A 24,190-nucleotide genomic window follows, 5' to 3' on the forward strand; every position below is an offset into this window, starting at 1 on the left:
CGCGCCGCAGCCGGCGGGGCTATGAGGCTTCTTCCCGCCTTCGTCCTTGCCCCATTTTCCTGAGGCGCCCGACCACCTCCTCGAGCTTCAGCGGCGGCAGCTCGATCGTGGGAACGTCGGCAGCCCGCAGCGGCCTCACGACCTGGAAGCCCCAGACGAGCGGCTCTGTCCCGCCGCCTCGCGCCGGCGTGTAGGCCCGGCCTTCACCATCGACCATGATCTCCACGTCCTGGATGTAATGGGTCGAGCCATCCGCAAGATCGACATAGGGCTCGAGCAGCACTCCGGGCCCGCTGTCCAGCATCTTGCTGACGACCCGTTGACCATTGCAGACAACGATGTCCGCCGCCTGCAGTGCTTGAAACAAGTTTGTCCTGAAAGTCATGGCGGCATTGTCCCTCCCCTGCCCGGGGAGCGCACCACGTCCTGGTACCGTTGGCCCGCCGTCACCCGCCTACCGTGCGTCGTCGCGGGCCGGCTTCACGAAGCCTGCAGCGTTTTCGCCTTTCCCGGGCTCCGCCTCGTCGTCGAGGGCTTCGTCCTCGTCCGGAACATCCCGGCGCGCGTCCGGATCCGGCACCAGCACCGGCTTGTTCTGGGGTGGCTTCACGTATTCGTTCATGATGGCTCTCCTTGCCGAAGGTGCGGCCCATGCCGCTGCTACGAACCGGACGCTAGCCGTCAAGCACCTTCAGGTCTGTAGGAGCCGGCCGCCTGCAAGTGAAGCCGTGAATTGCAGCGCACCCCGATCGTCGGGAGGCGCCACGCTCACATCCCCGTCATGCCCCCCGAGCACATCAGCGTCTGGCCGCTGACGTAGTCGGACTCCGGAATGCAAAGCATGTAGACCGCACCAGCGGCTTCGTCGGGCGTGCCGCCGCGCCCCAGCGGGAGCGTGCGCTCCATCATCGCCAGCAGGTCGGGATTGATGCCGACCTTGATGTCGCGCCCGGCGATGTTCGCCGTGCCCTGGTCGGCCGCGCTCGTCGTGAGGCGCGTCTTGATGAGCCCGTAGGCTACGGCGTTGACCGTGACGTTCATGCGGCCCCACTCCTTGGCCAGCGTCTGCGTCATGCCGACGATGCCGGCCTTGGCGGCCGAGTAGTTGATCTGCCCCGCGTTGCCGAACAGGCCCGCCACAGACGAGATGTTCACCACCTTGCGCACGACCCGGCGGCCGGCCTCGGCATCGGCCTTCGACTGCTGGCGGATCACCGGGTAGGCCGCGCGCAGGATGCGAAAGGGCGCGGTCAGATGGCAGTCGATCATCGCGTACCACTGCTCGTCGGTCATCTTCTGGATGACGTTGTCCCAGGTGTAGCCGGCGTTGTTGACGATGATGTCGAGGCCCTGGAATTCGCTGACGGCGGTGCCGACGAAGCGCTCGGCGAAGTCGGGCGCGGTCACATTGCCCGCGCAGGCCACGGCCTGCCTGCCGGCCGCACGGATCTCCGCCACCACCTCATCGGCCGGTCCGGCGTCGAGGTCGTTTACTACCACGCGGGCGCCCTGCGAAGCGAACTTGAGTGCGATTGCCCGGCCGATGCCGCGGCCCGAGCCGCTGATGAGCGCGACCTTGCCTTCGAGTTGGGAATTCATTGTTGAAACTGCTCCTGCGAGTACGGGTGTTCTGGAAAAAAGGGACGGCTCAGAAGAGCGCCACCAGCGCCTCGCCGGCGATCTTGGCCTGGCCGAACTGGTTGGTGCTGCGGATCTCGATGCGCACGCAGCGCTCGGCGCCCTGCTGCAGCTTCTCGACCACGCGGCCGCTGCAGGTCATGGCATTGCCCAGGTGCGTGATGCCCTGGAAGCGCACGTCGAAGCGGCGCAGCTGCGACTGCGGCGCCCAGCGCGTGAGCATCCGGCCGGCCCAGGCCATGCCCAGCATGCCCTGCGCAAACACGTCGGACATCCCCGCAGCGCGCGCGAAGTCGGTGTCGATGTGGATCGGGTTGTGGTCGCCCGAGGCGCCGCCGAACAGCGCCAGCGTGGCGCGATCGACCGGCAGCAGTTGCAAGGCCGGCAACTCGTCGCCGACCTGCACGCTGTCGTAGGTGGGTGCAGTCATGAAGGTCCTCAGTGGCGGCACACGAGCACGGTGCGCATTTCGGCCACCAGCTCGTCGTGCTGGTTGACCGCGCGCGAGGTCTTGACCACGAACTCCAGCGCGCCGTTCTTCTTGTCGTAGATGTCCTCGATGCGCGAGCGCACGGTCACCGTGTCGCCCACGCAGGCAGGCCGGTGGTAGGTAAAGCCCTGTTCGCCGTGCAGCAGCTTGGCGATCGGAATCCCCAGCGTGGCCAGCAGCGCGTCGCTGGTGCCCGAATCGAGCTCGGCCGCGAACAGGAAAGTCGGCGGCGCCGGCAGGTGCGGGTAGCCCGCATCCTTCGCGGCAGCAGGGTCGGTGTAGACGGGATCGGTCTCGCCGATCGCCTTGGCGAAGAAGCGCAGGCGGGTCAGCTCGATGGGAAGCACCGAAGCCGGCAGCTCGTGACCGATCCATTTCTTGTCGATCATGTTAGAGCTTCCCTACACCCGTTCGTACAGCGTCACCACGCAGGCGCCGCCGAGGCCCAGGTTGTGCTGCAGGGCCAGCCGCGCGCCCGCCACCTGTCGTTTGTCGGCCGTGCCGCGCAGCTGCTGGACCAGCTCCGTGCATTGCGCGAGCCCTGTCGCGCCCAGTGGGTGCCCCTTCGACAGCAGGCCGCCGGAAGGGTTCGTGACCACCTTGCCGCCGTAGGTGTTGTCGCCGTCCACCACGAACTTCTCGGCGCCGCCGACGGGGCACAGGCCCAGCGCCTCGTAGCTGATCAGCTCGTTGTGCGCGAAGCAGTCGTGCAGCTCCACCACGTCGATGTCGCCGGGGCCCACGCCTGCGTCGGCATAGACCTTCTCGGCCGCCGCGCGCGCCATGCTGAAGCCCACTACCTCGCGCATGTCCTTGGCGCCGAAGGTTGCCGTGCCGTCGGTGGTCATGGCCTGCGCCTTGATGCGCACGCTGCGGTCCAGCCCGTGGCGCTGCGCGAAGGCCTCCGAACAGACGATGGCCGCGGCCGCGCCGCAGGTCGGCGGGCAGGCCATCAGCCGCGTCATCACCCCGGGCCACATCACCGGCGTGGCCATCACCTCGTCTTCGGTGACGACCGTCCGGAACAGCGCCACGGGGTTGTTCGAGGCGTGGCGGCTCGCCTTGGCGCGAATCTTCGCGAAAGTCGACATCTGCGTGCCGTACTGCTCCATGTGGGCCAGGCCCGCACCGCCGAAGTAGCGCAGCGCCAGGGGAATCTCGCCATGGCCGACGAGCTGCTCGGTGGCTTCATCGAAACGGTCGAAGGGGCTCGGGCGGTCCTTGAACACCGCGCCGAGCGCACCCGGGGTCATGTGCTCGAAGCCGAGCGCGAGCACGCAGTCGGCCGCGCCGCTGGCCACGGCCTGGCGCGCAAGGAACAGCGCTGTCGAACCGGTCGAGCAGTTGTTGTTGACGTTCACGATGGGAATGCCCGTCATGCCCACCTCGTACAGCGCGCGCTGGCCGGCGGTGGAGTCGCCGTACACGTAGCCCACGTAGGCCTGCTGGATCTGTTCGTAGCCGATGCCGGCATCGCCCAGCGCGGCCTTCGTAGCCGAAGCGGCCATCTCGTAGTAGGGCGCGTGCTGGCCCGGCTTGGCGAACGGGACCATGCCGACGCCTGTGACGAAGACGTTGTTGCTCATGGTTTGCTTCCTTTTTTCAATGGTTCAGTTCGATCGGGGTGAAACGAAATCCGGCGCGCGCCTTTCGACGAAGGCACTCACGCCCTCGCGCCCTTGCGCGGACTCGGCGCATCGCAGCAAGGCTTCGCGCTCCAGCGCGAGGTGCGTGCGCAGGTCATGGTCGAAGGCGCTGTCGCACAGGGCCTTGATGCCGCCCAGCGACGCCGTTGCGCCATGGGCGAGCTCCCGCGCCAGCGCCGTCGCGGCCGGCAGCAGCGCGTCGGCCGCGTGCAGCTCGTCGACCAGGCCCCAACGAAGGCAGTCGTCGGCCGACACGGCGCGGTTGGTCATCAGGATGTGCTTGGCACGCGCCGCGCCCGCACGGCGCGCCAGGTAGTAGGAAGCGCCCAGGTCCGGGCTCAGCCCGATTGCCGAGTACCCCCCGCGCAGCTTCATGGCCGGCGCCGCCAGCACCAGGTCGGCGCACAGCGCCAGCGAGATGCCCGCGCCGCCGAGGGGCCCCTGCACCGCACTGACGACCGGCACCGGCAGCGTCGCCAAAGCATGGATCGCGGGGTGCAGCCCCTCGAGCATGGCGCGCACCAGCTCGCCGAGGTCGTGGCGGCGCTCGACGAATTCGCGGATGTCGCCGCCCGCGCAGAACTGCTTGCCGCGCGACGAGATCAGCACGGCGCGCACCTCGGTGCCGGCTCCGCGACTCGCCTGCGCGATCGCTTCGACCAGCGCATGGCCGCAGGCGGTATCGAGGGCATTGGCCGCCTCCGGCCGGTTCAGGACGATATGGCCCACGCCGTCCTCGACCCGCCACTGGACGAGGCCCTGCTCGCGCTTCGGTTCATTCATGTCAGGCCACCTTTCGTTCGCGGCCTGCCCAGAAGGGTGCCCGCAGCTGGGTCTTGAGGATCTTTCCGGCGCCGGACAGCGGCATCGCGTCGACGAAGGACACCTCGCGCGGGCACTTGTAGCTCGCGATGCGCTCCCTGCAATGGTCGATGAGCGCCTGCCCCTCGAGCGCGGCGCCTGGCTTGCGCACGACCACCACGTGCACCAGCTCGCCCCACTGGTCGTTGGGCACGCCGATGACCGCGCAGGCGGCCACGCCGGGATGGGTGGCGACGACGCTCTCGACCTCTGCGCTGTAGACGTTCTCGCCGCCGGTGACGATCATGTCCTTGATGCGGTCGACCACGTAGACGTACCCGTCCGCGTCCATGCGGCCGCCGTCCCCCGTGAACATCCAGCCGTCGCGCACGGCAGAGGCGGTTTCCGCGGGCTTGTTCCAGTAGCCCATCATCACGCCGGGGCCCCGCACCGCGATCTCGCCGACCTCGCCTTGCGCGACCTCCTGGCCGAGCGCATCGACAATGCGCACCTCGCAGCCCATCGCGGCACGTCCGCCCGAGCGGTGGCGCCCGAGCTGGCGGCCGGCCTCGCGGTGCATCTCCTGGGTAAGGATGGTGGCCATGGGCGACAGCTCGGTCATGCCGTACAGCTGCGTGAAGCCGGCGGCGGGCAAGGCCTTCATGGCGCGATCGAGCAGCCCCTCGCTGATCGGCGAGGCACCGTAGAGCATGTTGCGCAGGCTGCCCAGGCGGAAGCGGCCGATGTCCGGGTGGTCCACCACCATCTGGATCATGGTGGGCACCAGCAGCACCTCTTCGACCCGCTCGTTCTGGATCGCCTCCATCACGGCGGTGGGCTCGAAGCGCGGCACGATCACGTGGCAGCCGCCGCTCGCAAGCATGGCATTCATGAAGCAGCCATCCGCCAGGTGGAACATCGGCGCAGCATGCAGCCCGACGCAGCCGCGCGCGACTGCACCTTCCGCCACGACCGCCATCGAGTTGGTGAAGAGGTTGCGATGCGAAAGCATCACCCCCTTGGGCGAGCCGGTGGTGCCGCCGGTGTAGAAGACGCCGGCGAGGTCTTCGCCGCTGCGCAGCGCGTCGTCCACCGGCCGTGCTTCCGCCAGCAGCGCCTCGTAGCCCAGCATGCCGTCGGGCGCCGCGCCGTCGCCGACGTGGACCACGGCGCGCAACCCGGGGCAACGGCGGCGCAGCTCGTCCACCATGCCGGTGAAGTTGTCGTCCACCAGCATCAGGGCGGTCTGGCAGTCGTCGATCGAGTAGGCGATCTCGGCGACGCTCCAGCGCGTGTTGATCGGGTTGACCGCGCCGCCTGCCCAGTAGGTGCCGAGGTAGTACTCGAGATAGCGGTCCGAATTCAGCGCCAGCATGCCCACGCGGTCGCCGGGCTGCACGCCGAGTCCGCGCAGGGCGCCGGCCAGCCGCGCCACGCGATCGCCGAGCTCGGCAAAGGTGCGGCGTCGGCCCTGGAAGACGGAGGCGGTCGCCTCCGGTGTCTGCTGGATGGATCGGCGCAGGCCCTGGGTCAGGTACATCGTGTGTCTCCTTGGATCAGCCGTTGCGCGCCAGTGAGCGTGCAATGATTTCCTTCATGATCTCGCTCGTGCCGCCATAGATGCGCTGCACGCGCGCGTCGGCATAGAGCCGCGCGATCGGGTACTCCATCATGTAGCCGTAGCCGCCGAAAAGCTGCAGGCATTCGTCCACCGCCTTGCCCAGCGTCTCGGTGGTCCAGAGCTTCGCCATCGCGGCGGTGTCGGCATCCATCGTGCCTTCGATGAGGCGCATCACGCACGCGTCCACGAAGCTGCGGCCGACCGTCGCCTGGGTCTTCACCTCGGCCAGCTTGAAGCGCGTGTTCTGCAGCTCGAACAGCGGCTTGCCGAAGGCGTGGCGCTCCCGGGTGTAGTCCAGCGTCATCCGCAACGCGGCCTCGGTCGATGCGATGGCCGACACCGCGCACAGCGTGCGCTCGTAGGGCAACTCGTTCATGAGCTGGTAGAAGCCCCGACCCTCGACGCCGCCCAGCAGGTTGTCGGCCGGCACGCGCACGTTGTCGAAGAACAGCTCGCTGGTGTCGGCGCCCTTCTGCCCCAGCTTGTCGAGGATGCGTCCGACCTTGAAACCCTCGGCTCCTTGGGTTTCCAGCAGCAGCAGCGACACGCCCTTGCTGCCCGCCTCGGGGTCGGTCTTGGCCACCACGACGACCAGGTCCGCCATGGCGCCATTCGAGATGAAGATCTTGCTGCCGTCGACCGCGTAGTGGTCACCCTTGAGCCGTGCCCGCGTGCGCACGCCTTGCAGGTCGGAGCCGGCGCCGGGCTCGGTCATGGCGATGGCGCCGATCCTCTTGCCGGCCGCCATCTGCGGCAGGTACTTGCGCTTCTGCGCCTCGGTGCCCTGGTGCAGGATGTAGTTGGCCGTAATCTGGTGCACGGCGACGCCGAAGGCGTAGTCGCCGGCGTAGGCCAGCTCTTCCATCAGGACCGCGACGTGGGCAAAGCTGCCGCCCCCGCCGCCATAGGCCTCGGGAATGTCGGCCAGCAGCAGGCCCAGCTCGCCGGCCTTCTCCCAGGCCCGGCGGTCCACCTGCTGCTGCCGGGCCCAGCGCTCATGGTTCGGCGCGACTTCCTCGGCGACGAAGCGGCGTACCGTTTCGCGAAACATCTCCAGGTCTGCGTCCATCCAGGGGCTGCGGTGGGTGCTTGCTTCATTCATCGACCGGTCCTCCTCTTTCGTCAGGTTGTCGAAGGCGCGGCCTTGGGGTCGTAGCGCGCCACCAACAGAAATTTTTGCACCTTGCCGGTCGGAGTGCGCGGCAACGGCTCGGACTGGACGATGACCTTTTTAGGTGTCTTGAAGCCCGCGAGGCTCCTGCGGCACCACTGCACGATGGCCTCGGAGTCCACAGCGGCGCCCTCGGCAGCCACCACCACGGCGGTCACGCTCTCGCCCCACAGCGGATCAGGCAAGCCGATGACCGCGCAGTCCGCCACTGCCGGGTTGCGCAGGATGGCTTCCTCCACCTCGCCGGCGTGCACGTTCTGCCCGCCCGTCACGATCACGTCCTTGAGGCGGCCACTGATGTAGAGGTAGCCCTCGTCGTCCAGCCGCCCGAGATCACCGGTGTGCAGCCAGCCGTCGCGGAAGGTCTCGGCCGTCTTCTCCGGGTTGTTGAAGTAGGAGGTCACGGTACCGGGCGAGCGCCCGATCACCGCGCCGGTCTCGCCCGCGGGCAGGTCGCGGCCCTCGGCGTCGACGATGCGCACCTCGGCAAAGAGGATCGGCTGCCCGACCGAGTCGGGCCGGCGTGCGCGGTCTTCCGGCGTGCTTGCCACCAGCGTGGCGCTCTCCTGCATGCCGTAGTACTCGTAGATGCGGGGGCAGACGCGTGCAGCAATGTCGTCGCGGATCGAAGCCGGCAGCAGCGAGCCCGCGAAGATCACGCCCCGCAGCGAGCGCAGGTCGGTGTGCTCCAGCTCCGGCCGTGCGAGCAGCATCGCCCCCATGGTGGGGACCAGGTTGGTCATGGTCACCTGCTCGCTCGCAATGAGCCGCAGGGTTTCGCCGGCATCGAAGTTCGTGATGACATTGCGGTGCCCGTACATCAGGCCGCTGGCCAGCCAGCAGAAGCCGACACGCCCGTACATCGGGAACACCGTCAGCACGACGTCCTGCCGCGCCATGTCGAAGGCGTTGAGCATGTTGAACAACGTACTGTTGTTGTAGTGGCTGATGCGGTAGCACTTGGGCAGGCCGGTGGTACCCGAGGTCAGGTTGAAATAGAAGGGGTCGCCTTCATCGACTTCGGCCACGGGCTCGCTCCCGTGCGCACCTGCGAGCAGCGTCTCGTAGTCGAGCACGCCTTGCGCGCCCTCTCCTTCGCCGAACGCCACCACGGTGCGCAGCCCGGGCAGCTCGGCGCGCAATACCCCGGCGGCCTCGGCAAACCTGCGCTCCGACAGCAGCGCGACAGCGCCGACCTCGCGCACAAGGGCGACCATCTCCACCGGCGCGAGGCGGTAGTTCAGCGGCATGCCGACCAGCCCCGTCTTCGCCAGCGCGAAATAGATTTCCGCCATCTCGAGCCGGTTGGTGCTCAGGAAGGCCACGCAGTCGCCCTTGCGCAGGCCCAGGGCCGCCAGCGCATTGGCGAGCTGGTTGCAGCGCGTGTTGGCTTGCGCGAAGCTCACGCGGCGGCCCGTGGGCACGCAATAGAACGCCTCCTGCCGCGCGAAACGCAGGGCCGCCGTGCGCAACAGGCTGCCGACCAGCATCTGCCCGAGGGCCTTGGTGGTGTTCATTGCAGGACCTTGTTCAACGCTGGGCGGCGAACGCCTCGATCGCCTGCTTGTGGAAGCTCGAGGAAAAGCACTCCTTCTCCAGCGAGAGCGAGGTGTCGAGCACCAGGTTGACCGCTTCGCGCACGTGCTTGTTGAGCGACGCCTTGGTCGAGCGGATGGCCATGCGCGAGCCCTGGGCCAGCCGATGGGCAAGCGCCTGAGCTTGCGCCACCAGCTCATCGGCCGGCACCACGTGATTCACCAGGCCGACGCGCTCCGCCTCGACGGCCGTGAGGCTGTCGCCGGTCATCAGGTATTCCTTGGCGCGCGACATGCCCACGAGCAGCGGCCAGATCACGGCGCCGCCATCGCCGGCCGTGACGCCGATGCGCACGTGCGGATCGGCCAGCCTGGCGTTGTCGGCCGCGTAGATCACGTCGCAGAACAGCGCAAGCGTGGCGCCCAACCCGGCCGCCACGCCATTGACGGCCGAGACGATCGGCTGCGGCAGCTCCACCAGGTCGAGGATGATCTTCCGCGCCTCGACGAACAGCACATCGAGCTGGGCCGGCGTGATGTCGCGGAACCATTCGAGGTCGCCGCCGGCCGAGAAGGCGCGGCCCTCTCCGGTGAGGACCACCGCGTCGACGCTGGCGTCGGCCGCAATGTCGGCGAACACGCGCGAAAGCTCGTTGTGCAGCGTGGCGCTGACCGCATTGAGCGCCTGCGGGCGATTCAAGCGCACCGTGAGGACGGCGCCGCTCTGGCTGAAGGACAGGGTTTCGTAGCTGGAGTAAGTCATGGAAATGGAAACATTCAGCCCGCGGTCACGCCGCCGTCGACCGTGAAGCTGGAACCGGTGACATACGACGCCCGCGGCGAGCACAGCCACGCCACCATCTCCGCCACCTCGCGGGCCTCGGCCAGGCGGCGAAGCGCCGCGCGCTGCACCCCTGCCTGCAGCATGCGGGCGGGGAAGATGGATTCGGCGCCCAGGGTCATCGGCGTGTCGATGAAGCCGGGGCACACCGCATTGACGCGGATGCCGTCGCGCCCGCATTCGAGCGCGGCCGACTTCGTCAGCCCGATCACGCCATGCTTGGCGGCGCAGTAGGCCGAGCCGCCGACCGCGCCCTGCAAACCCATGATGGAAGCGGTGTTGACGATGGCGCCACCGCCCGAGCGCTTGAGCGCCGGGATCTCGTGGCGCAGGCAGTTGAAGACGCCCGTCAGGTTGATGTCGATCACGCGCTGCCACTGGGCCGGGCTGTGCTCGACGGTGAGCAGCGGATAGCCTGCGATGCCCGCGTTGTTGAACGCGACGTCCAGCCGGCCGAAGTGCGCCAGCGTGCGGGCCACCAGGGCCTCGCAATCGGCATCCTGCGCCACGTCGGTGCGCACCGCGAGGGCCTCGCCGCCCGCTTCTTCGATCTGGCGCGCAGTGTCCGCCGCAGCGGGCCCGTCGATGTCGGCCGCGACCACGCGCATCCCCTCGGCCGCGAGCTGCAGCGCAGTGGCACGCCCGATTCCCGAACCGGCGCCAGTGACGAGCGCCACCTTCTTCGTGTCGGTGCCGGGCCGCATCTGCCGGGTGCCGCTCATGGCTTGAGCAGCGGGCATTCGGACTCGGCCACCGGGCGCCAGCTCTGTTCCGGCGGAATGGTTTCGAGGATGTTGTACAGGTCCCATGGCCCCTTCGACTCGGCCGGTGCCTTGACCTGCGCGATGTACGACTTGCGCATCACACGGCCGTCGGCGCGGATCTTCACGTTGTCCGAATAGAAGTCGTTCACCGGAAGTTCGCGCATCTTTGCGCGCACCACGTCCGGGTCCTTGGTACCGGCGGCCTTCACGGCCTGCAGGTAGTGGTAGACCGCGCTGTAGGTGCCGGCGTGCGCCTCGGTCGGCATGAACTTGTTGCGCGCCTCGAAGCGCTTCGCGAAGGCGCGGGTCTTGTCGTCCAGGTCCCAGTAGAAGACGGTCGAGAACACGGTGCCCTGCGCCACCGGCAGCCCCAGCGCCTTCACGTCGCTCAGCAACAGCGCGAGCGCCACCAGCTTCTGCCCCTTGCCGCCCATCTGGAACTCGTTCCACTGCTTGATGGCGTTGGTGGTGTCGGTGGTCGCGTTGGCCAGGGCCACCGCGTTCGCCTTCGAGGCGGAGGCCTGCAGCAGGAAGGACGAGAAATCGCTGGTGTTGGGCGGATGGCGGACCGAGCCGACGACCTTGCCGCCGGCACCGGTCACCGACTTCGTGGTGTCGGCGGCCAGGGCCTGACCGAAGGCGAAGTCGGCCGCGAGCACGTACCAGTTCTTGTCGCCCTTCTGCGTGAGGCGCGCCGGCAGCGCGTTGGCGAACATGTAGCTGTCGTGGCTCCACTGCGTGCCGTAGGGCGAGCAGGCCGCGCCGGTGAAGGCCGAGCTCGAGGCGCCGGCGAAGAACACCAGCTTCTTCTTGCTGCGCGCGAGTTCCTGTACGCCCATGCCGACGGCAGAATTGCCGATGTCGGCGATCGCGTCGACGTTGTCGCTCTCCAGCCATTTGCGCGCGGTGGCCAGGCCGACGTCGGGCTTGTTCTGGTGGTCGGCGTGGACCAGTTCGATTTTCTTGCCGAGGACCTGCCCGCCGAAGTCCTCGATCGCCATGCGGGCGCCGTCGACCGAGCCGGGGCCCAGGGCCTGCGAGAGAAAGCCGGTCATGTCGGTGAGGACGCCGATCTTCACGGGGCCCTCGTCGGCCGCGCGGGCGCCCAGGCCGGTGCCCAGCATGGCTGCGGCGGCCGCCAGTTGCACGCAGGTTCTTGCAATTCGCATGTGTTGTCTCCTCGATCTTTGGTGGTTGTCGAATGCTGGACGGAATGATCAGATGGCAGGCGGCGCGGGGTCCTCGTTCGAACGGACAGTTTTGCGGAGCTCTTGCCTACAGCGGCTTGCGCAGCCGGTGCGCCAGCTCGCCGACCAGCCCGCGCCGGAAGGCCAGCACGCAGACCGCGAAGATCACGCCCTGGATCACCATCACCCAGGCGTCGAGGTGCGCGAGGTAGTGGTGGATCATCACGACGACGCCTGCGCCGACCACGGGGCCCAGCAGCGTGCCCAACCCACCCAACAGCGTCATGAGCACCACCTCGCCCGACATGCTCCAGTGCGCGTCGGGCAGTGCGGCCAGCTGGAACACCAGCGTCTTGGTCGCGCCCGCCGCGCCGGCCAGCGCCGCCGAGAGCACGAAGGCCAGCAGCTTGTAGCGGTCGACCTGGTAGCCCAGCGAAATCGCGCGCGGCTCGTTCTCGCGGATCGCCTTCAGCACCTGGCCGAAGGGCGAATGCACGATGCGCCACACCAGCAGGAAGCCGCCTGAAAAAATCGCCAGCACGAACAGGTACATCGCCGCCTGGCCGTTCAGGTCGAAGAGCCCGAAGAGCCGTCCGCGCGGCACCGCCTGCAGGCCGTTCTCGCCACCAGTGAATGGTGCCTGCAGGAAGACGAAGTACACCATCTGAGCGGCGGCCAGCGTGATCATCGCGAAGTAGATGCCCTGGCGCCGGATCGCGAGCAGCCCGCTCACCAGGCCGAGCGCGGCGGCACACACGATGCCGAACAGCACCGCCAGCTCCGGCGTGGCGCCCCAGGCCTTGGCGGCATGCGCGGCCGCGTAGCCGGCCACCCCCAGGAACATCGCATGCCCGAAGGACAGCAGCCCGCAGAAGCCGATCAGCAGGTTGAAGGCGCAGGCGAAGAGCGCGAAGCACATCACCTTCATCAGGTACACCGGGTAGACGAAGAAGGGCGCGATGCAGAAGAACAGGAACAGCGCGGCAAAGACAATGCGCTGAGTGCGCTGCGCACCCGTCTTGGCGGAAATGTGAGATGTCATGGCTGCCGGCCTAATGCTGGGCGCCGAACAGGCCGTTCGGCTTGACGAGGATGACGAGCGCCATCATCACGAACACGACCGTGCTGGCGGCCTCGGGGTAAAACACCTTGGTCAGCCCCTCGACCAGGCCGAGCCCGAATCCCGCGAGGATCGAGCCCATGATCGAGCCCATGCCGCCAATCACCACGACCGCGAACACCACGATGATCATTTCAGTGCCCATGAGCGGGCTGACCTGGTAGATGGGTGCCGCCATCACGCCCGCCAGCGCGGCCAGCCCGACGCCTGCGCCGTAGGTCAGCGTCAGCATGCGCGGCACGTTGATGCCGAAGGCCTGTACCAGCGCCGGGTTCTCGGTCGCCGCGCGCAGGGTGCCACCCAGTCGCGTCCGCTCGATCAGGAACCACGCGGCCAGGCAGGTGGCGACCGACGCCACGATCACCCACACGCGGTAGTGCGGCAGGAACATGAAGCCGAGGTTGCGCCCGCCCGCCAGCTCCGCCGGGATCGGGTACGGCAGCCCCGACGAACCGTAGCCGCTCAGGAACACGCCCTGCACGATGAGGCCGAGCCCGAAAGTCAGCATCAGGCTGTAGAGGTGGTCGATGCGGTACAGCTTGGATAGCATGAAACGCTCGATCAGCACGCCCACCGTGCCGACCACGACCGGTGCGATCAGCAGCGCCCACCAGTAGCCCAGGCCGGCCTTGCTCAGCAGCAGGTAGGCCATGAAGGCGCCGAACATGTACTGCGCGCCATGCGCGAAGTTGATCACGCGCAGCAGCCCGAAGATGATGGCCAGGCCCAGCGAGAGCAAGGCGTAGAAGGAGCCGTTGATGAGCCCGATGAGCAGCTGCCCGAACAGGGCCTGCGGGGGGACGCCGAAGATGTCCATGGTGCGTGTCGCTCCCGCTGTCAGACGCCGAGGCAGCCGTGCAGCATGCCCATGCGCTGTGCCAGTTCGCAGGTGGGGAAGGTCTCGACCATCCGGCCGCCCTCCATCACGTAGAAGCGGTCGGCCAGCGGGGCGGCGAACCTGAAGTTCTGCTCCACCATGACCACTGTGAAGCCCCGCGCGCGCAGCTGGCGGATCACCCCGGCAATGGCCTTGACGATCACCGGCGCCAGCCCCTCGGAGGTCTCGTCGAGCAGCAGCAGCCGGGCGCCGGTGCGCAGGATGCGCGCGAGCGCCAGCATCTGCTGCTCGCCGCCGGACAGCCGCGTGCCGGGGCTCGTGCGGCGCTCCCGCAGGTTGGGGAACAGCGCGTAGATCTCGTCCAGCCCCATGCCGCCCTCGGCGATGGCCGGCGGCAGCAGCAGGTTCTCCTCGCAGGTGAGGCTGGCGAAGATGCCGCGCTCCTCGGGGCAGTAGCCGATGCCGCGCCGCGCGACGTGATGCGGCGCCAGGCCCACCAGCTCGGCGCCGTCCAGACGAATCGACCCGCTCGCCCGCCCCGTGAGGCCCATGATGGCCTTGAGCATGGTCGTGCGGCCGGCGCCGTTGCGCCCGAGCACGGTCACGACCTCGCCGCGCCGGACATGGAAGTCCACGCCGTGAAGGATGTGGGATTCGCCGTAGAAGGCGTGCAGGCCCTCGATGACGAGCATCGGCACCGCTGCGTCCCGCGGCGTGTCATGCATGCGCAGCCTCCCCGAGCGTGGTGTCTTCGCTGCCCATGTAGGCCTCGAGCACCTGCGGGTGGCTCGACACCTCGGCATACGAGCCTTCGGCGATGACGCGGCCACGTTGCAGCACGCTCACGGTATGCGCCAGGCGCTCGATCACGCCCATGTTGTGCTCCACCATCAGCACGGTGCGGTCAGCCGCCACCTTGCGGATCAGCGCAGTGACGCGGTCGATGTCCTCGTGGCCCATGCCCTGGGTGGGCTCGTCGAGCAGCAGCAATTGCGGGTCGGCGGCCAGCGTGGTTGCGATCTCGAGCGCACGCTTGCGGCCGTAAGGCAGCTCGCCGGCCGCGTGTTCGGCGAACTCCTGCAGGTCGACGAAGCCGAGCAGGTCCATGGCCCGGACGTGCAGGCCCGACAACGATCGCTCGCTGCGCCAGAAATGAAAAGACGTGCCCAGCTTGCGCTGAAGCGCGACGCGCACGTTCTCCAGGACGGTGAGATGGGGAAACACCGCCGAAATCTGGAACGAACGGACCATGCCCTTGCGCGCCACCTCCGCGGGGCTGTCCGCCGTGATCGGCCGTCCGTCGAAGGTGATGCTGCCGCGCGTGGGCGACAGGAACTTGGTCAACAGGTTGAAGACCGTGGTCTTGCCCGCTCCGTTGGGTCCGATCAGTGCGTGGATCTGTCCGCGCCGCACCCGCAGGTCGACATGGTCGACCGCGACGAAGCCGCGGAATTCCTTCACCAGGCCCAGGGTTTCGAGGATGTAGTCGGAGGTGCGCATCGCGTTTTCGTAGTGCGCGGATGTTCACGGCGCGACCCCGCTGCGCCCTCGTTCGAAAGGACGATTCGGGCACCCGGGTTTCCCCGGGGCTGGGCGGTTCACATCTTCTCAGCTCATTAGGCCGCGCTGGCGTCCTACCGCGACCGCATGCGTGCGGCTTTGCGTGCCCAGCTTGACGTTGATGCTGCGCAGGTGCGCCTTGACGGTGGTCTCGGAAACGAACAGGCGGTCCGCAATGGTGCGGTTGCGATGCCCACCCGCCAGCAGGCGCAGCACCTGCAGCTCGCGCTCGGACAGCGGCCCGGCCGATGGCGGCTCGGTGGCCGCGGCTTCGAGAGGCTCCGGCGCGGGTGCGGCTACCAAGGCCTGCGGGCCGAGCACGGTGTCCATGAATGCGGCCAGCGCCCGCGTCGAGGCGCTGTCGCCGTGCGACTCGAGGACGGTGGCCCGAAGTTCGGCCACCCAGCGCGCCAGCGGAGCCCCTTCGTCAATGAAGGTGCGCACGAAACCTTCGGTGGCCGCGAACTGCAACGCATCGCGCAGGCGTCGCATGCCCAGCCCTTGCTGGCCTGCGTTGCATTGGGCCTCCGCGAGCAGGATGTTGAGCTTGAGGGCCCGGCGGTGGCGGCGCAGCGCCTCGGCTGCCTTGACGGCCAGCTTGAGCGGCGCGATCACCGCCGCGCTGCGCCCGCTGCGGATGTGCAGCCGGAAGTTCGCGATGAATGGCGCCTCGCCGTCGTTGGCATGTGTGACCAGACCCTCGAACGCCTGCCACGTGCCGGCGTCGCCCGCGCTCGCCAGTTGCTCGGCCGCGGCATCCCGCTGGCCGGCCAGCAGCGCCAGCCGGGCGCGCTCCAGGCGCGCCGTGGCAACCATGCGCGGCAGCGCGTACTGGTGGCCGGTCACCTCCATCTCGCCCAGCAGGTCGGCCGCGCGATCGAGGTCCGCACGCGCCGCGGCGATGCGCACCAGAACGACGTAACTTGTGATGAGCTGGTCGGGCGCGGCCACTTCCTTCAGCAGCGGCAGGTAGACGTTGAGCAGCTTGCCGGCTTCGTCCAGCCGGTCGGCTTCGTACAGCGCCTCGGCCAGGAACGCGGCGGCCACGGTATTGCTGGCGGCGTGCGGCAGCGAATTCGTGTCGCCGCCGCCGGCGAGCGCGGCGCGAAAGCTCGTGGTGGCGTTCTCGAGGCGCCCCTGCGCCAGATCGATGGCGCCCTGCAGGCATAGCGCCATCGGTGCGATGAAGGACTTGCCGATCTCCATCACGCGCCGCCGGGCCTGTTCGAGGAAGTGGCGCGCTTCGTCGAAGCGGCTCTCGGCCACCAGGCAATAGCCATACGAAGCGCCGAGCATGGCAAAGGCAAAGGGCTGCCCGGTCGGCGTGACGTGCGGCAGGCAGGCCTGCCACTGCCCCAGGGATTCCCTCACGCGGTCGGTCATCGCGAGGATGAAGGCACGCTGCACATCGGCCGCGATGCCGAGCCCTTCGCCGGGCGCCGTGTCGTGGGTACGCGCGGCGCGCAGCGCATCGAGCAGCTTCATGCTCTCGTCATAGTGCCGTGTGAGCGTCAGTGCCCAGGCGAAGACGAGCGCCAGCGCCGGGTACCGCGCCAGTCGGTCGCCGAGCCGGGCAGCGCCGTGCCAGCGCGCCAGCGTGCGCGCGCGGCCCTGCCAGAGCAGGTCGCCCGCATGGCTGGACAGCAGGCCGATGAGGAAATCGGAGTCTTCTGCCTGCAGCGCATGTTCGATGGCGCGCGTGGGCTGGTCCTGCGACAGCCACCAGTCGGCGGCGCGCCGGTGCAGGCCCGCGACCTCGGCACCCGCGGCCTGCGCCAGCTGCGCGCGCAGGAAGTCACGGAACAGTGCGTGGTAGCGGAACCACTGCCGGTCGGCGTCCTGCGCGGCCAGGAAGAGGTGCGCGCGCTCGATGTGCGCCAGCATCTCGCGGCTGTCGCCACGGCTCAGCAGGTGATCGCACAGCGGTGCGCCGAGGTCCTGCAGCACGCTGGTGCGCAGCAGGAAGTCGCGCAGCGCCTCGGGCTGGCGCGAGAGCACGTCCTCGGCCAGGTAGTCGGTGATGGCCGCGTCCGAGCCGTCGAAGGTGTCGATGAAGTCCTGCGGGTCGCCGCGGTCGCGCAGCGCCAGCGACACCAGCCACAGCGCCGCGGGCCAGCCTTCGGTGCGGTGCTGCAGGCGATGGATGTGGTCGTCGCGCAAGGCCAGGCCGTGCTGGTGGCGCAGGAAGGACGCGGTCTCCTGTGCGCTGAAGCGCAGCGCGGCGGCCTTGATCTCGTGCAGCCGGCCGTGCGCGCGCAATCGTCCCAGTCCGAGCTCCGGCACGGTTCGAGAGCCGATCACCAGTTGGCCACCCTCGGGCAGGTAGTCGACCAGTTGCCGCACCAGGCCGAGGATCACGGGGCTTTCGATGCGCTCGAAGTCGTCCATGAACAGCGTGAAGTGGCCGCCGAATCCGGCCAGGTGGCTGGCCAGCGCGAGCACCGCGCCGTCGGTGTCGCCGGCCAGGTCGGCACCACCCTGCTCGATGGCGGAGGTAATGGTCGGGTCGATCGTCCGGAAGGCCTCGACCACGTAGGTGAGGAAGCGGCCGAGGTCGTTGTCGGCGCGGTCGAGCGTGACCCAGCCCGTCGCGGTACCGCGCTGCTGCAGCTGCGCGAAGTACTGCAGCATCACGGTGGTCTTGCCGAAGCCCGCCGGCCCATGCACCAGCACGAGCGAGGCGTCGTCGGCCGCGTGCAGGTGCTCGAGCAACTGGAGGCGCGGCACCGGGCGCGGCGAACTGAGGCGCGGGTGCAGCTTCGCGGCGGCGATGGTCCGCGTGGGCGCCGAAGGCCTGGTCTCCAAGATCTTGTTGTCTCCGTGGGTGCCGTCTGGGTGCCGTTCATTATCGACAACACCTCTTCCGACCGCACCAGCGTCCGGATCCCAAGCCTCCTTTCCAGCGGCACACCAGCGCCAACGCAGCACCAGTCGTGTCTGAGAAATTCTTGATCGTTTATCGCTCTTGGCTGTCAGCCTTCGTGCGTCCCGCAGCGATGGCAGTGCCCTGCGGCATTGCGGATGGTTTGAACACGTTGCGCGCCATGCGAAGTGCCGCGAACACTGACACTGGGTCCTCGCCGGCTGCGCCAAAGGACTGCCTCGCCCGCACCTTCACATCGGCGTCGTCAAGGCGAAGGAATGGGTTGACAGCAGACTCCTTGCCGATCGTCGTCGGAAGTGTGGCGAATCCCTCGTGACGCAAGCGAGCTGCCTCGTCAGCCCAAAGTGCCAATGCTTCATTGCCAACATCCGCCTGGAGAGCGAACAGGATGTTCAGCAGCGTGTATTCATGGGCCGGGTAGACCAAGGTCTGCGGCGGCAGTGATCGCAGTTTCGCAAGGGAAGCCACCATTTGTTCATGGGTGCCCTCGAACACCCGACCACAACCGCAGGAGAAAAGCGTATCCCCGCAAAAGAGACGCGCCGGATCGCCACCCTGGAGCGGATGGGCAAGATACACCACATGGTCCAGCGTGTGTCCCGGAACCTCCAGTACCGAGAACGCCATTGAGCCGCCTCGCGCGGCACGTATGACCATGCCTTCCCCGACCGTACTTGTGACGGTGGCAATGCCGCTGCCCGCAGGCCCGTAAACTGGCGGCACGCCGCTGCCTGAATAAAACGCCTGCTCGCTGATCAACGCCTCGACGCCGCCCACGTGGTCGTAGTGATGGTGAGTCAGAAGTACTGCTGAGAGCTTCAACCCCCGTCTGCGGAGGTGCGCCACCACTGGTGGCGCCTCCCCCGGGTCCACCACAACGGCCTCGCGCCCGTCATCAATGACCCAGATGTAGTTGTCAGCAAGCGCCGGTACGGGCGAGACGCTGATTGGCATGCAGTTCCTGAAATCGGTGACAGGAAGGCGATTGACCGCTCTCAGGCGCGTCAGTGTTCCCCGAGAATTTCGTTGAACTCCAGGACGTTGCGATCCGGGTCGCGAACAAAGCAGAGTCGGCGCCGGCCATTGCCCACGACCATGGGTCCTTCGGTGATTTCGACGCCCCAGTCCCGCAATCGCTCGAGCAGCAGCCCCATGTCATCGACGACAAAAGCCGCATGGGTGTACCCCGGCCACTTGATGGGGTGGTCCAGCAGCAGGTTCCCATCCTCGTGAACAGCCGCCGCGTTGTAGATCAGGTGAACGCGCGCGCCCGCACTGTTGACCAGTCCCAGCGCCTTGGCATCGGGCGCGTCTTCGTCGGGATCAGCCCTGAATCCAAGGCGTTCGTAGAACGCCAGTGCGCGTTCCTTGTTCGTGACGCGAAGTCCTACGTGGTCGATGGCAGCAACAAGTTCATGCGGCATAACAGTTCCTGAGGTAAGGCAGCCGCGATGGTAGGGTTCGACCAAACTTGCCGCAATTGACTCGATTGCTACCGACGTGAGAATTCTTCACCTCCCGTGAAGGCTATGCTCCCGACTCATTTGGCGCTTGAGCCACTCCTTGAATCGAATCACCTTGGGCGACTCGGCCCTCGCCACGGAACTGACGATCCAGAAGGAGAACGGCGAGGCAAGCTTCAGGTCAAAAGGCGCTACGAGCTTTCCGTCTGCAATGTCATCCGACACCAGACAGGAGATGCCCATGCAGAATCCATGACCGGCTACTGCAGCCTCTTGTGCAAGCCGTGGATCCTGGAAGGTCATTGCGAACCGCAGGTCGCTGCACGAGACGCCAGCGGCCTGCAACCATGCGCGCCAACTCGGCAGCGCCGCATTCTTCGAGGAGCTTTCGTCGTTGATCAGGATCGAGCCGGCGAGGCTTTCGGGGTCTCGAAGCAACGCCCTGTTGGCGGCCAGGAAGGACGGGCTGCAAACCGGAAACGCCTCGGTCGTCGTCAGCAGTTCCGAAACAAGGCCAGGGTACACGCCTGCCCCGAACCGTATGCCGACGTCGATGTTCCCGGCATAGAGGTCAACCAGTTCGTCCGTCGTCGAGATTCGGAGCTGCAGGTCTTTGTTCTGGTTGGCAAATGCCATCGCCCGCCGCGCCAGCCAGTTCGCTCCCAGCGCGCTCATTGCACTGACCGACAGATGCACCTGGGCTGAGCGCTTGAGGTCGTCCACGGCGCCATGCAGCTGCCCAAAGAGCGGCTCCAGATTGCATGCGAGCTGCTGCCCTGCGTGCGTCAGCACAGGGTACTTTCCGGTCCGATCGAACAGGGCCAGACCCAAATGCTCTTCCAAACGACGTATCTGGTGACTGACAGCACTGCCGGTCACGCTCATCTCCGCAGCCGCGTCGGCGAAGTTTCCGTTGCGCGCCGCAGACTCGAAGGTGTGCAATGCATCAAGCAAAAGCCGGCGTCTCTTGTTGACTGATTTGCCATCTTTCATACGCGATTCATTGTGTCACTTGCGCGCCAAGAGTCTTCGCACACGATATTTCCTCAAGCGTCATGACGATGGCTCGTCGTGAAGGTCCTCCAGAGCGATGCGGGCGATCCTAGAATCTGATCGACACACCGAAAGACTGTTCATATGAAGTTGTACGCGCTCCCGGGCTCCGCCTCGCTCGCGAGTCATATCGCCCTTGAAGTCGTGAGAGATTCGGTGCCCCCCGAGCTGCCGCCGATATCCATCATTCTGTTGGGACGCGAAGAGAATATGGGTGCGGCATATAGAGCCATCAATCCATTCGGAACCGTGCCTGCACTGCAGCTCGAAGACGGCACGGTTATCACGGAAAGCCTCGCTGTCCTCCTGTGGATCGCAGACCGTTTTCCCGGCACCGGACTCGCAGCCAGGCCAGGGAACATCGAGCGCGATCGTGTCCATACACTGCTGTCGAGCATGGTGACCTCCGCACATAACGCGTTCCAGATGTATCGCAGGACCGAGCGCTATGTAGATGAGCCGCGGGGCCAGGAGGCGGCGAAGCGCCTGGCACTGAATCGGCTGGCGGAACTGTTGGCTTACTTTGCAGGGCAAGTTCGGGAATCCGGCCTTCTGGTCGGCGAGCAGGTAACGGTGGCCGACATCATGCTCTTCGTTGTGGCGCGCTGGGGCATGAGCCTGCCGCACGGTACGCAAAACTATCCGAAGCTATGGGATTTCACGCAGAGGATGGCCATCCTGCCCGCAACCGTGCGGGCAATGGAGACTGAAGGCATCAGCATGGACGTTCCCGCCGACGGCCTGGGCTGACTCCGGTACGCCCGCGGCTTCAGCTGTCGGCGCGGAAGCCGATCTTTCGCACGATGGGCCCCCACTTGTTCATGTCGGTGTTCAAGATCGAGGCGAGCTCATCGGGAGAAGATGAGGTCGCTTTCAATCCCTGCTCCCCGATGCCACGGACCACGTCGGGGCTTTTGAGTGCGCTGCGCAACTCGCCATTGAGCCGTTGCACGAGCTCCTGCGGTGCCTTCGCGGGCAGGAAGAAGCCGAACCACTCCTCGTGCTCCATCCCGGCAATGCCCTGCTCGGCGAACGTCGGGACGCCGGGCGCGAAAGAGCTGCGCTGCGCCGCTGCCACTGCCAATACTCTCACCTTGCGGTCGGACACATGCTGCAGAAGGGTTCCTACCGGTGCGATGACGCTGGAGACGTTGCCACCGAGGAGATCGAGCATCGCAAGCTGACCGCCACGGTAAGCGACGTGCTGCAGCTTCACTCCAGCTCCCTCGCCAAGGAGAGTTCCGATGAAATGCGCCGTGGTGCCAGCGCCTGGGCTACCGTAGTTGGCATTGTTGTCGCTCTTACGGGTCCAAGCCAGGAAGTCGCCCACCGTTTTGATCTCCGGAGGAACGCCAGGACCCACGGCGAGGCCGTACTGAAACACGCTCCCCAATGACACTGGGGTCAGGTCTTGGCGCCAGTCATAGGCCAGCTTGCTGTAGATGTGAGGATAGATCGTGAGCATCGAGGTCGGCGTCACAAGGATTGACTTGCCATCGGCCGGCCGGCCTTTGACGTAGCTCACTGCGATCTGGCCGGCGGCGCCGGGGCGGTTGTCGGTAATGGCCGTCGTTGCGAAGCCCGGCACCAGCTTCGGTGCGACCCATCTGCACATAAGGTCCGCAGTTCCACCTGCCGAAAATCCATTAACGAGCGAGGTGCTTTCCAGCGATCCCGATGCAAGGGCGCGACCGGTAAGCAAGGGGGCAGTGGCCAGGGCTGCGAAGGTGGAAGCGACGAAGTCGCGACGGCATAGTTGCATAGCATCTCCTTGAAAGTTCATCCGGGGCGGGTGTTCAGGCGAGGCCCATCCCCGCGAGGATGAACAGCGTCCTGCGCAGACTCTGCTGGGGTCAGGCCCAGGCGGAAGTCATCGCACGCAACTCTCTCAGCGCGTTTCATGTGCTGCAAGAGAGCCGATGTCAACACCCTTGAGAATCCGTCGCAGAGCCGGCATCGCCCCCGCCACTCACCGCCTCGTCATGCGGAAGCGAAGGTCAGGACGTGATCCGGCTCCTCATGCCGCAGGTACTTGAGATCGTGCAATCAGTTTGACGGCGAGCCAAAGAAAAGCGCCGCCAGTCATGCGACGATTGCTCAACGATTCAAGTGGAGACCACAGTGAATGCTATTGACCTTGAAGCTGTTTACCGCAAGTACATCGACTGCCTCAACGAGCGAGATTGGGAAAACCTTGGCCAATTCGTTCACGAAGAAGTTCAGCACAACGGGAGGCCGCTCGGAATCGGGGGCTATAGGTCGATGCTCGAGAACGATAGTGAGCAGATACCGGATCTCTGGTTCAAGGTCGAGTTGCTGGTAGTGCAAGCAACATGGGTGGCGTGCCGCCTACGATTTGATGTCACACCCAAAGGCGACTTCCTGGGCGTCGCCGTCAATGGCCGAAGGGTGACGTTCTGCGAGAACGTTTTCTATGGGTTCGACGACGGAAAAATCAGAGACGTCAGGTCTGTCATCGACAAGTCTGCGATCGAGGCGCAGCTGGAGGACTGAACAACCTCTCATCGGCAGCTCGGCTCTTGCTAACGCAGGTCGCCGGTGCGCCCACCGCTCGGCGAGCGAAAGATGTCGTCGAGATCACGGGGGCCGCGACCAACAGTTCCAGCAGGCCGTCACCGCCTCCGCAACGGTTGTTCGATAGCGATGCATGGCATGAACAACAGCACCATTGCGGCGGCGACGATGCGTCTACCGTTTCAGCGGCTTTCGACCGGAATCTCGTGCATGAAGTACCCGGCGCTCAGGGTGTTGACCGCGTCACCTGCGAAGTCCATCAGGATGCGGCTGCGCTCCGGCGTCATGGTGACTGTGATGTACTGGACCGGATGGCCTTCGGGGTCGTGAATGACACGCACGACCTTGAGCAGCGGCACACCCACCTCGGTGTGCAGCAGGCGTGCCCGGTCCGGATCGCTGATGTCGGCGGTAATCTCCTGAATCACTCGCCCGAACTTCACGCCTTGGGCCAAAAGGATTTCGTAAAGCGCCTGCTTGCGCAATGCGGCCGCGGTCACTTTCTTGCCTAGAGGCACGGGCACCCAGGCGTCGCTCAGCATCACCGGCGTATCACCCACGCTGCGCAGGCGCAAGGCATGCACCGCCCTTACGCCGGGCGCCAGCTGCAGCATGGCGGTGACATCCGCCGGCGGCTCCGACTGCTCCACGAGCAGCACCTGTACCTGCGTGTCGCTGGCCGCCTGGCGAAGGCTGTCGATCAGCCCCAGAGTCGGCTTCGGGCGGGCCACCGACACCCGATCACCGCGAACGAACGTTCCGCGTCCGTGGCGGCTTTCAACCAGACCCTGCGCGGCCAGATCGGCCAGGGCGCGGCGCACCGTCACGCGCGACACGCCGAAGCGCTCGCCCAAGGCCTCCTCCTTCGGCAGCGCGCCCGTCTTGCCGAACAAGCCGCGCGAGATCTCTTCCCGAAGTACCAGGAAGAGCTGGCGGTGCAGCGATGTTCCCCTGGAAAACTGAGCAGGCTCGGCTTCGGGCTTGGGCGTTGGAAGGGTCATGACCAGAGGGAAATTCTTGCAGCCAGCATAAAGCATTTGGCA

The 24,190-nt window shown here is 66.7% G+C and carries 25 protein-coding genes; 2 read left to right on the forward strand and 23 right to left on the reverse strand.

All coding sequences use genetic code 11. The features are described 5' to 3' along the window. Positions 1–19 precede the first annotated feature (19 nt). From E5CHR_RS20700 to E5CHR_RS20800, 21 genes are all read right to left on the reverse strand, one after another. Positions 20–385: a hypothetical protein gene (locus tag E5CHR_RS20700; protein WP_162581588.1), complete on the reverse strand. Its 366-nt coding sequence runs from the start codon at positions 383–385 to the stop codon at positions 20–22. Positions 386–454: 69 nt separating this feature from the next. Beyond that, positions 455–622: a hypothetical protein gene (locus E5CHR_RS20705; protein WP_162581589.1), complete on the reverse strand. Its 168-nt coding sequence runs from the start codon at positions 620–622 to the stop codon at positions 455–457. A 146-nt stretch (positions 623–768) separates the two neighbouring features. Continuing rightward, a complete protein-coding gene (locus tag E5CHR_RS20710) occupies positions 769–1,599 on the reverse strand; it encodes an SDR family NAD(P)-dependent oxidoreductase (RefSeq protein ID WP_162581590.1) in 831 nt (276 codons plus the stop codon). Positions 1,600–1,648: 49 nt separating this feature from the next. Continuing rightward, the gene (locus E5CHR_RS20715) at positions 1,649–2,068 is read right to left on the reverse strand and encodes a MaoC/PaaZ C-terminal domain-containing protein (protein ID WP_162581591.1); all 420 of its coding nucleotides are present in this window, start codon (positions 2,066–2,068) and stop codon (positions 1,649–1,651) included. Positions 2,069–2,076: 8 nt separating this feature from the next. Beyond that, a complete protein-coding gene (locus E5CHR_RS20720; RefSeq protein WP_162581592.1) occupies positions 2,077–2,517 on the reverse strand; it encodes a MaoC family dehydratase N-terminal domain-containing protein in 441 nt (146 codons plus the stop codon). A gap of 12 nt (positions 2,518–2,529) precedes the next feature. Continuing rightward, positions 2,530–3,714: a lipid-transfer protein gene (locus tag E5CHR_RS20725; protein WP_162581593.1), complete on the reverse strand. Its 1,185-nt coding sequence runs from the start codon at positions 3,712–3,714 to the stop codon at positions 2,530–2,532. Between the two features lie 24 nt (positions 3,715–3,738). Further along, on the reverse strand, positions 3,739–4,557 hold the full coding sequence (locus E5CHR_RS20730; RefSeq protein ID WP_162581594.1) for an enoyl-CoA hydratase/isomerase family protein: 819 nt from the start codon (positions 4,555–4,557) through the stop codon (positions 3,739–3,741). 1 nt (position 4,558) lies between these two features. Then, positions 4,559–6,115: an acyl-CoA synthetase gene (locus E5CHR_RS20735; RefSeq protein ID WP_162581595.1), complete on the reverse strand. Its 1,557-nt coding sequence runs from the start codon at positions 6,113–6,115 to the stop codon at positions 4,559–4,561. A gap of 16 nt (positions 6,116–6,131) precedes the next feature. Further along, positions 6,132–7,298: an acyl-CoA dehydrogenase family protein gene (locus E5CHR_RS20740; RefSeq protein WP_232062134.1), complete on the reverse strand. Its 1,167-nt coding sequence runs from the start codon at positions 7,296–7,298 to the stop codon at positions 6,132–6,134. A gap of 20 nt (positions 7,299–7,318) precedes the next feature. Next, entirely contained in the window at positions 7,319–8,884 is a 1,566-nt protein-coding gene (locus E5CHR_RS20745; RefSeq protein WP_162581596.1) for a class I adenylate-forming enzyme family protein, read from the reverse strand. A gap of 13 nt (positions 8,885–8,897) precedes the next feature. Then, a complete protein-coding gene (locus E5CHR_RS20750) occupies positions 8,898–9,665 on the reverse strand; it encodes an enoyl-CoA hydratase/isomerase family protein (RefSeq protein ID WP_162581597.1) in 768 nt (255 codons plus the stop codon). A 14-nt stretch (positions 9,666–9,679) separates the two neighbouring features. Continuing rightward, positions 9,680–10,483: an SDR family NAD(P)-dependent oxidoreductase gene (locus E5CHR_RS20755; RefSeq protein WP_232062135.1), complete on the reverse strand. Its 804-nt coding sequence runs from the start codon at positions 10,481–10,483 to the stop codon at positions 9,680–9,682. Beyond that, the gene (locus E5CHR_RS20760) at positions 10,462–11,676 is read right to left on the reverse strand and encodes an ABC transporter substrate-binding protein (RefSeq protein ID WP_162581598.1); all 1,215 of its coding nucleotides are present in this window, start codon (positions 11,674–11,676) and stop codon (positions 10,462–10,464) included. The genes E5CHR_RS20755 and E5CHR_RS20760 overlap by 22 nt, the downstream gene beginning before the upstream one ends. Positions 11,677–11,782: 106 nt before the next feature. After that, positions 11,783–12,736 (reverse strand): branched-chain amino acid ABC transporter permease, encoded by a 954-nt coding sequence (locus tag E5CHR_RS20765; protein ID WP_162581599.1) that lies wholly within the window; start codon positions 12,734–12,736, stop codon positions 11,783–11,785. A 10-nt stretch (positions 12,737–12,746) separates the two neighbouring features. Further along, a complete protein-coding gene (locus tag E5CHR_RS20770; RefSeq protein ID WP_162581600.1) occupies positions 12,747–13,631 on the reverse strand; it encodes a branched-chain amino acid ABC transporter permease in 885 nt (294 codons plus the stop codon). Positions 13,632–13,651: 20 nt separating this feature from the next. Then, the gene (locus E5CHR_RS20775; RefSeq protein WP_162581601.1) at positions 13,652–14,377 is read right to left on the reverse strand and encodes an ABC transporter ATP-binding protein; all 726 of its coding nucleotides are present in this window, start codon (positions 14,375–14,377) and stop codon (positions 13,652–13,654) included. Further along, positions 14,370–15,152 carry an ABC transporter ATP-binding protein gene (locus E5CHR_RS20780; RefSeq protein ID WP_162581602.1) on the reverse strand — a complete coding sequence of 261 codons (783 nt, stop codon included), beginning with the start codon at positions 15,150–15,152 and terminating at the stop codon, positions 14,370–14,372. Before E5CHR_RS20780 ends, E5CHR_RS20775 begins: the two co-directional genes overlap by 8 nt. 108 nt (positions 15,153–15,260) lie before the next feature. Beyond that, positions 15,261–18,017 carry a LuxR C-terminal-related transcriptional regulator gene (locus tag E5CHR_RS20785; RefSeq protein ID WP_162581603.1) on the reverse strand — a complete coding sequence of 919 codons (2,757 nt, stop codon included), beginning with the start codon at positions 18,015–18,017 and terminating at the stop codon, positions 15,261–15,263. A gap of 151 nt (positions 18,018–18,168) precedes the next feature. Continuing rightward, positions 18,169–19,050 (reverse strand): hydroxyacylglutathione hydrolase, encoded by an 882-nt coding sequence (gene gloB / locus E5CHR_RS20790; protein WP_162581604.1) that lies wholly within the window; start codon positions 19,048–19,050, stop codon positions 18,169–18,171. Between the two features lie 50 nt (positions 19,051–19,100). Continuing rightward, the gene (locus E5CHR_RS20795) at positions 19,101–19,520 is read right to left on the reverse strand and encodes a VOC family protein (RefSeq protein WP_162581605.1); all 420 of its coding nucleotides are present in this window, start codon (positions 19,518–19,520) and stop codon (positions 19,101–19,103) included. Positions 19,521–19,607: 87 nt separating this feature from the next. Then, positions 19,608–20,552, reverse strand: coding sequence for a LysR substrate-binding domain-containing protein (locus tag E5CHR_RS20800; protein WP_162581606.1), 945 nt, complete (start codon positions 20,550–20,552; stop codon positions 19,608–19,610). Between the two features lie 144 nt (positions 20,553–20,696). Between E5CHR_RS20800 and E5CHR_RS20805 the strand changes: the two genes are divergently transcribed. Further along, positions 20,697–21,362, forward strand: coding sequence for a glutathione S-transferase family protein (locus E5CHR_RS20805; RefSeq protein ID WP_162581607.1), 666 nt, complete (start codon positions 20,697–20,699; stop codon positions 21,360–21,362). A gap of 19 nt (positions 21,363–21,381) precedes the next feature. Here the strand turns inward: E5CHR_RS20805 and E5CHR_RS20810 are convergent, their stop codons facing one another. Then, positions 21,382–22,374 (reverse strand): tripartite tricarboxylate transporter substrate-binding protein, encoded by a 993-nt coding sequence (locus E5CHR_RS20810; RefSeq protein ID WP_162581608.1) that lies wholly within the window; start codon positions 22,372–22,374, stop codon positions 21,382–21,384. Between the two features lie 359 nt (positions 22,375–22,733). Between E5CHR_RS20810 and E5CHR_RS20815 the strand changes: the two genes are divergently transcribed. Next, positions 22,734–23,126: an ester cyclase gene (locus E5CHR_RS20815; protein WP_162581609.1), complete on the forward strand. Its 393-nt coding sequence runs from the start codon at positions 22,734–22,736 to the stop codon at positions 23,124–23,126. Positions 23,127–23,329: 203 nt separating this feature from the next. Here E5CHR_RS20815 and E5CHR_RS20820 read toward each other — a convergent pair whose 3' ends face one another. After that, on the reverse strand, positions 23,330–24,148 hold the full coding sequence (locus E5CHR_RS20820) for a GntR family transcriptional regulator (RefSeq protein WP_162581610.1): 819 nt from the start codon (positions 24,146–24,148) through the stop codon (positions 23,330–23,332). Between the last annotated feature and the right edge of the window lie 42 nt (positions 24,149–24,190).

Source organism: Variovorax sp. PBS-H4 (assembly GCF_901827205.1).
Classification (GTDB): Bacteria; Pseudomonadota; Gammaproteobacteria; order Burkholderiales; family Burkholderiaceae_C; genus Variovorax.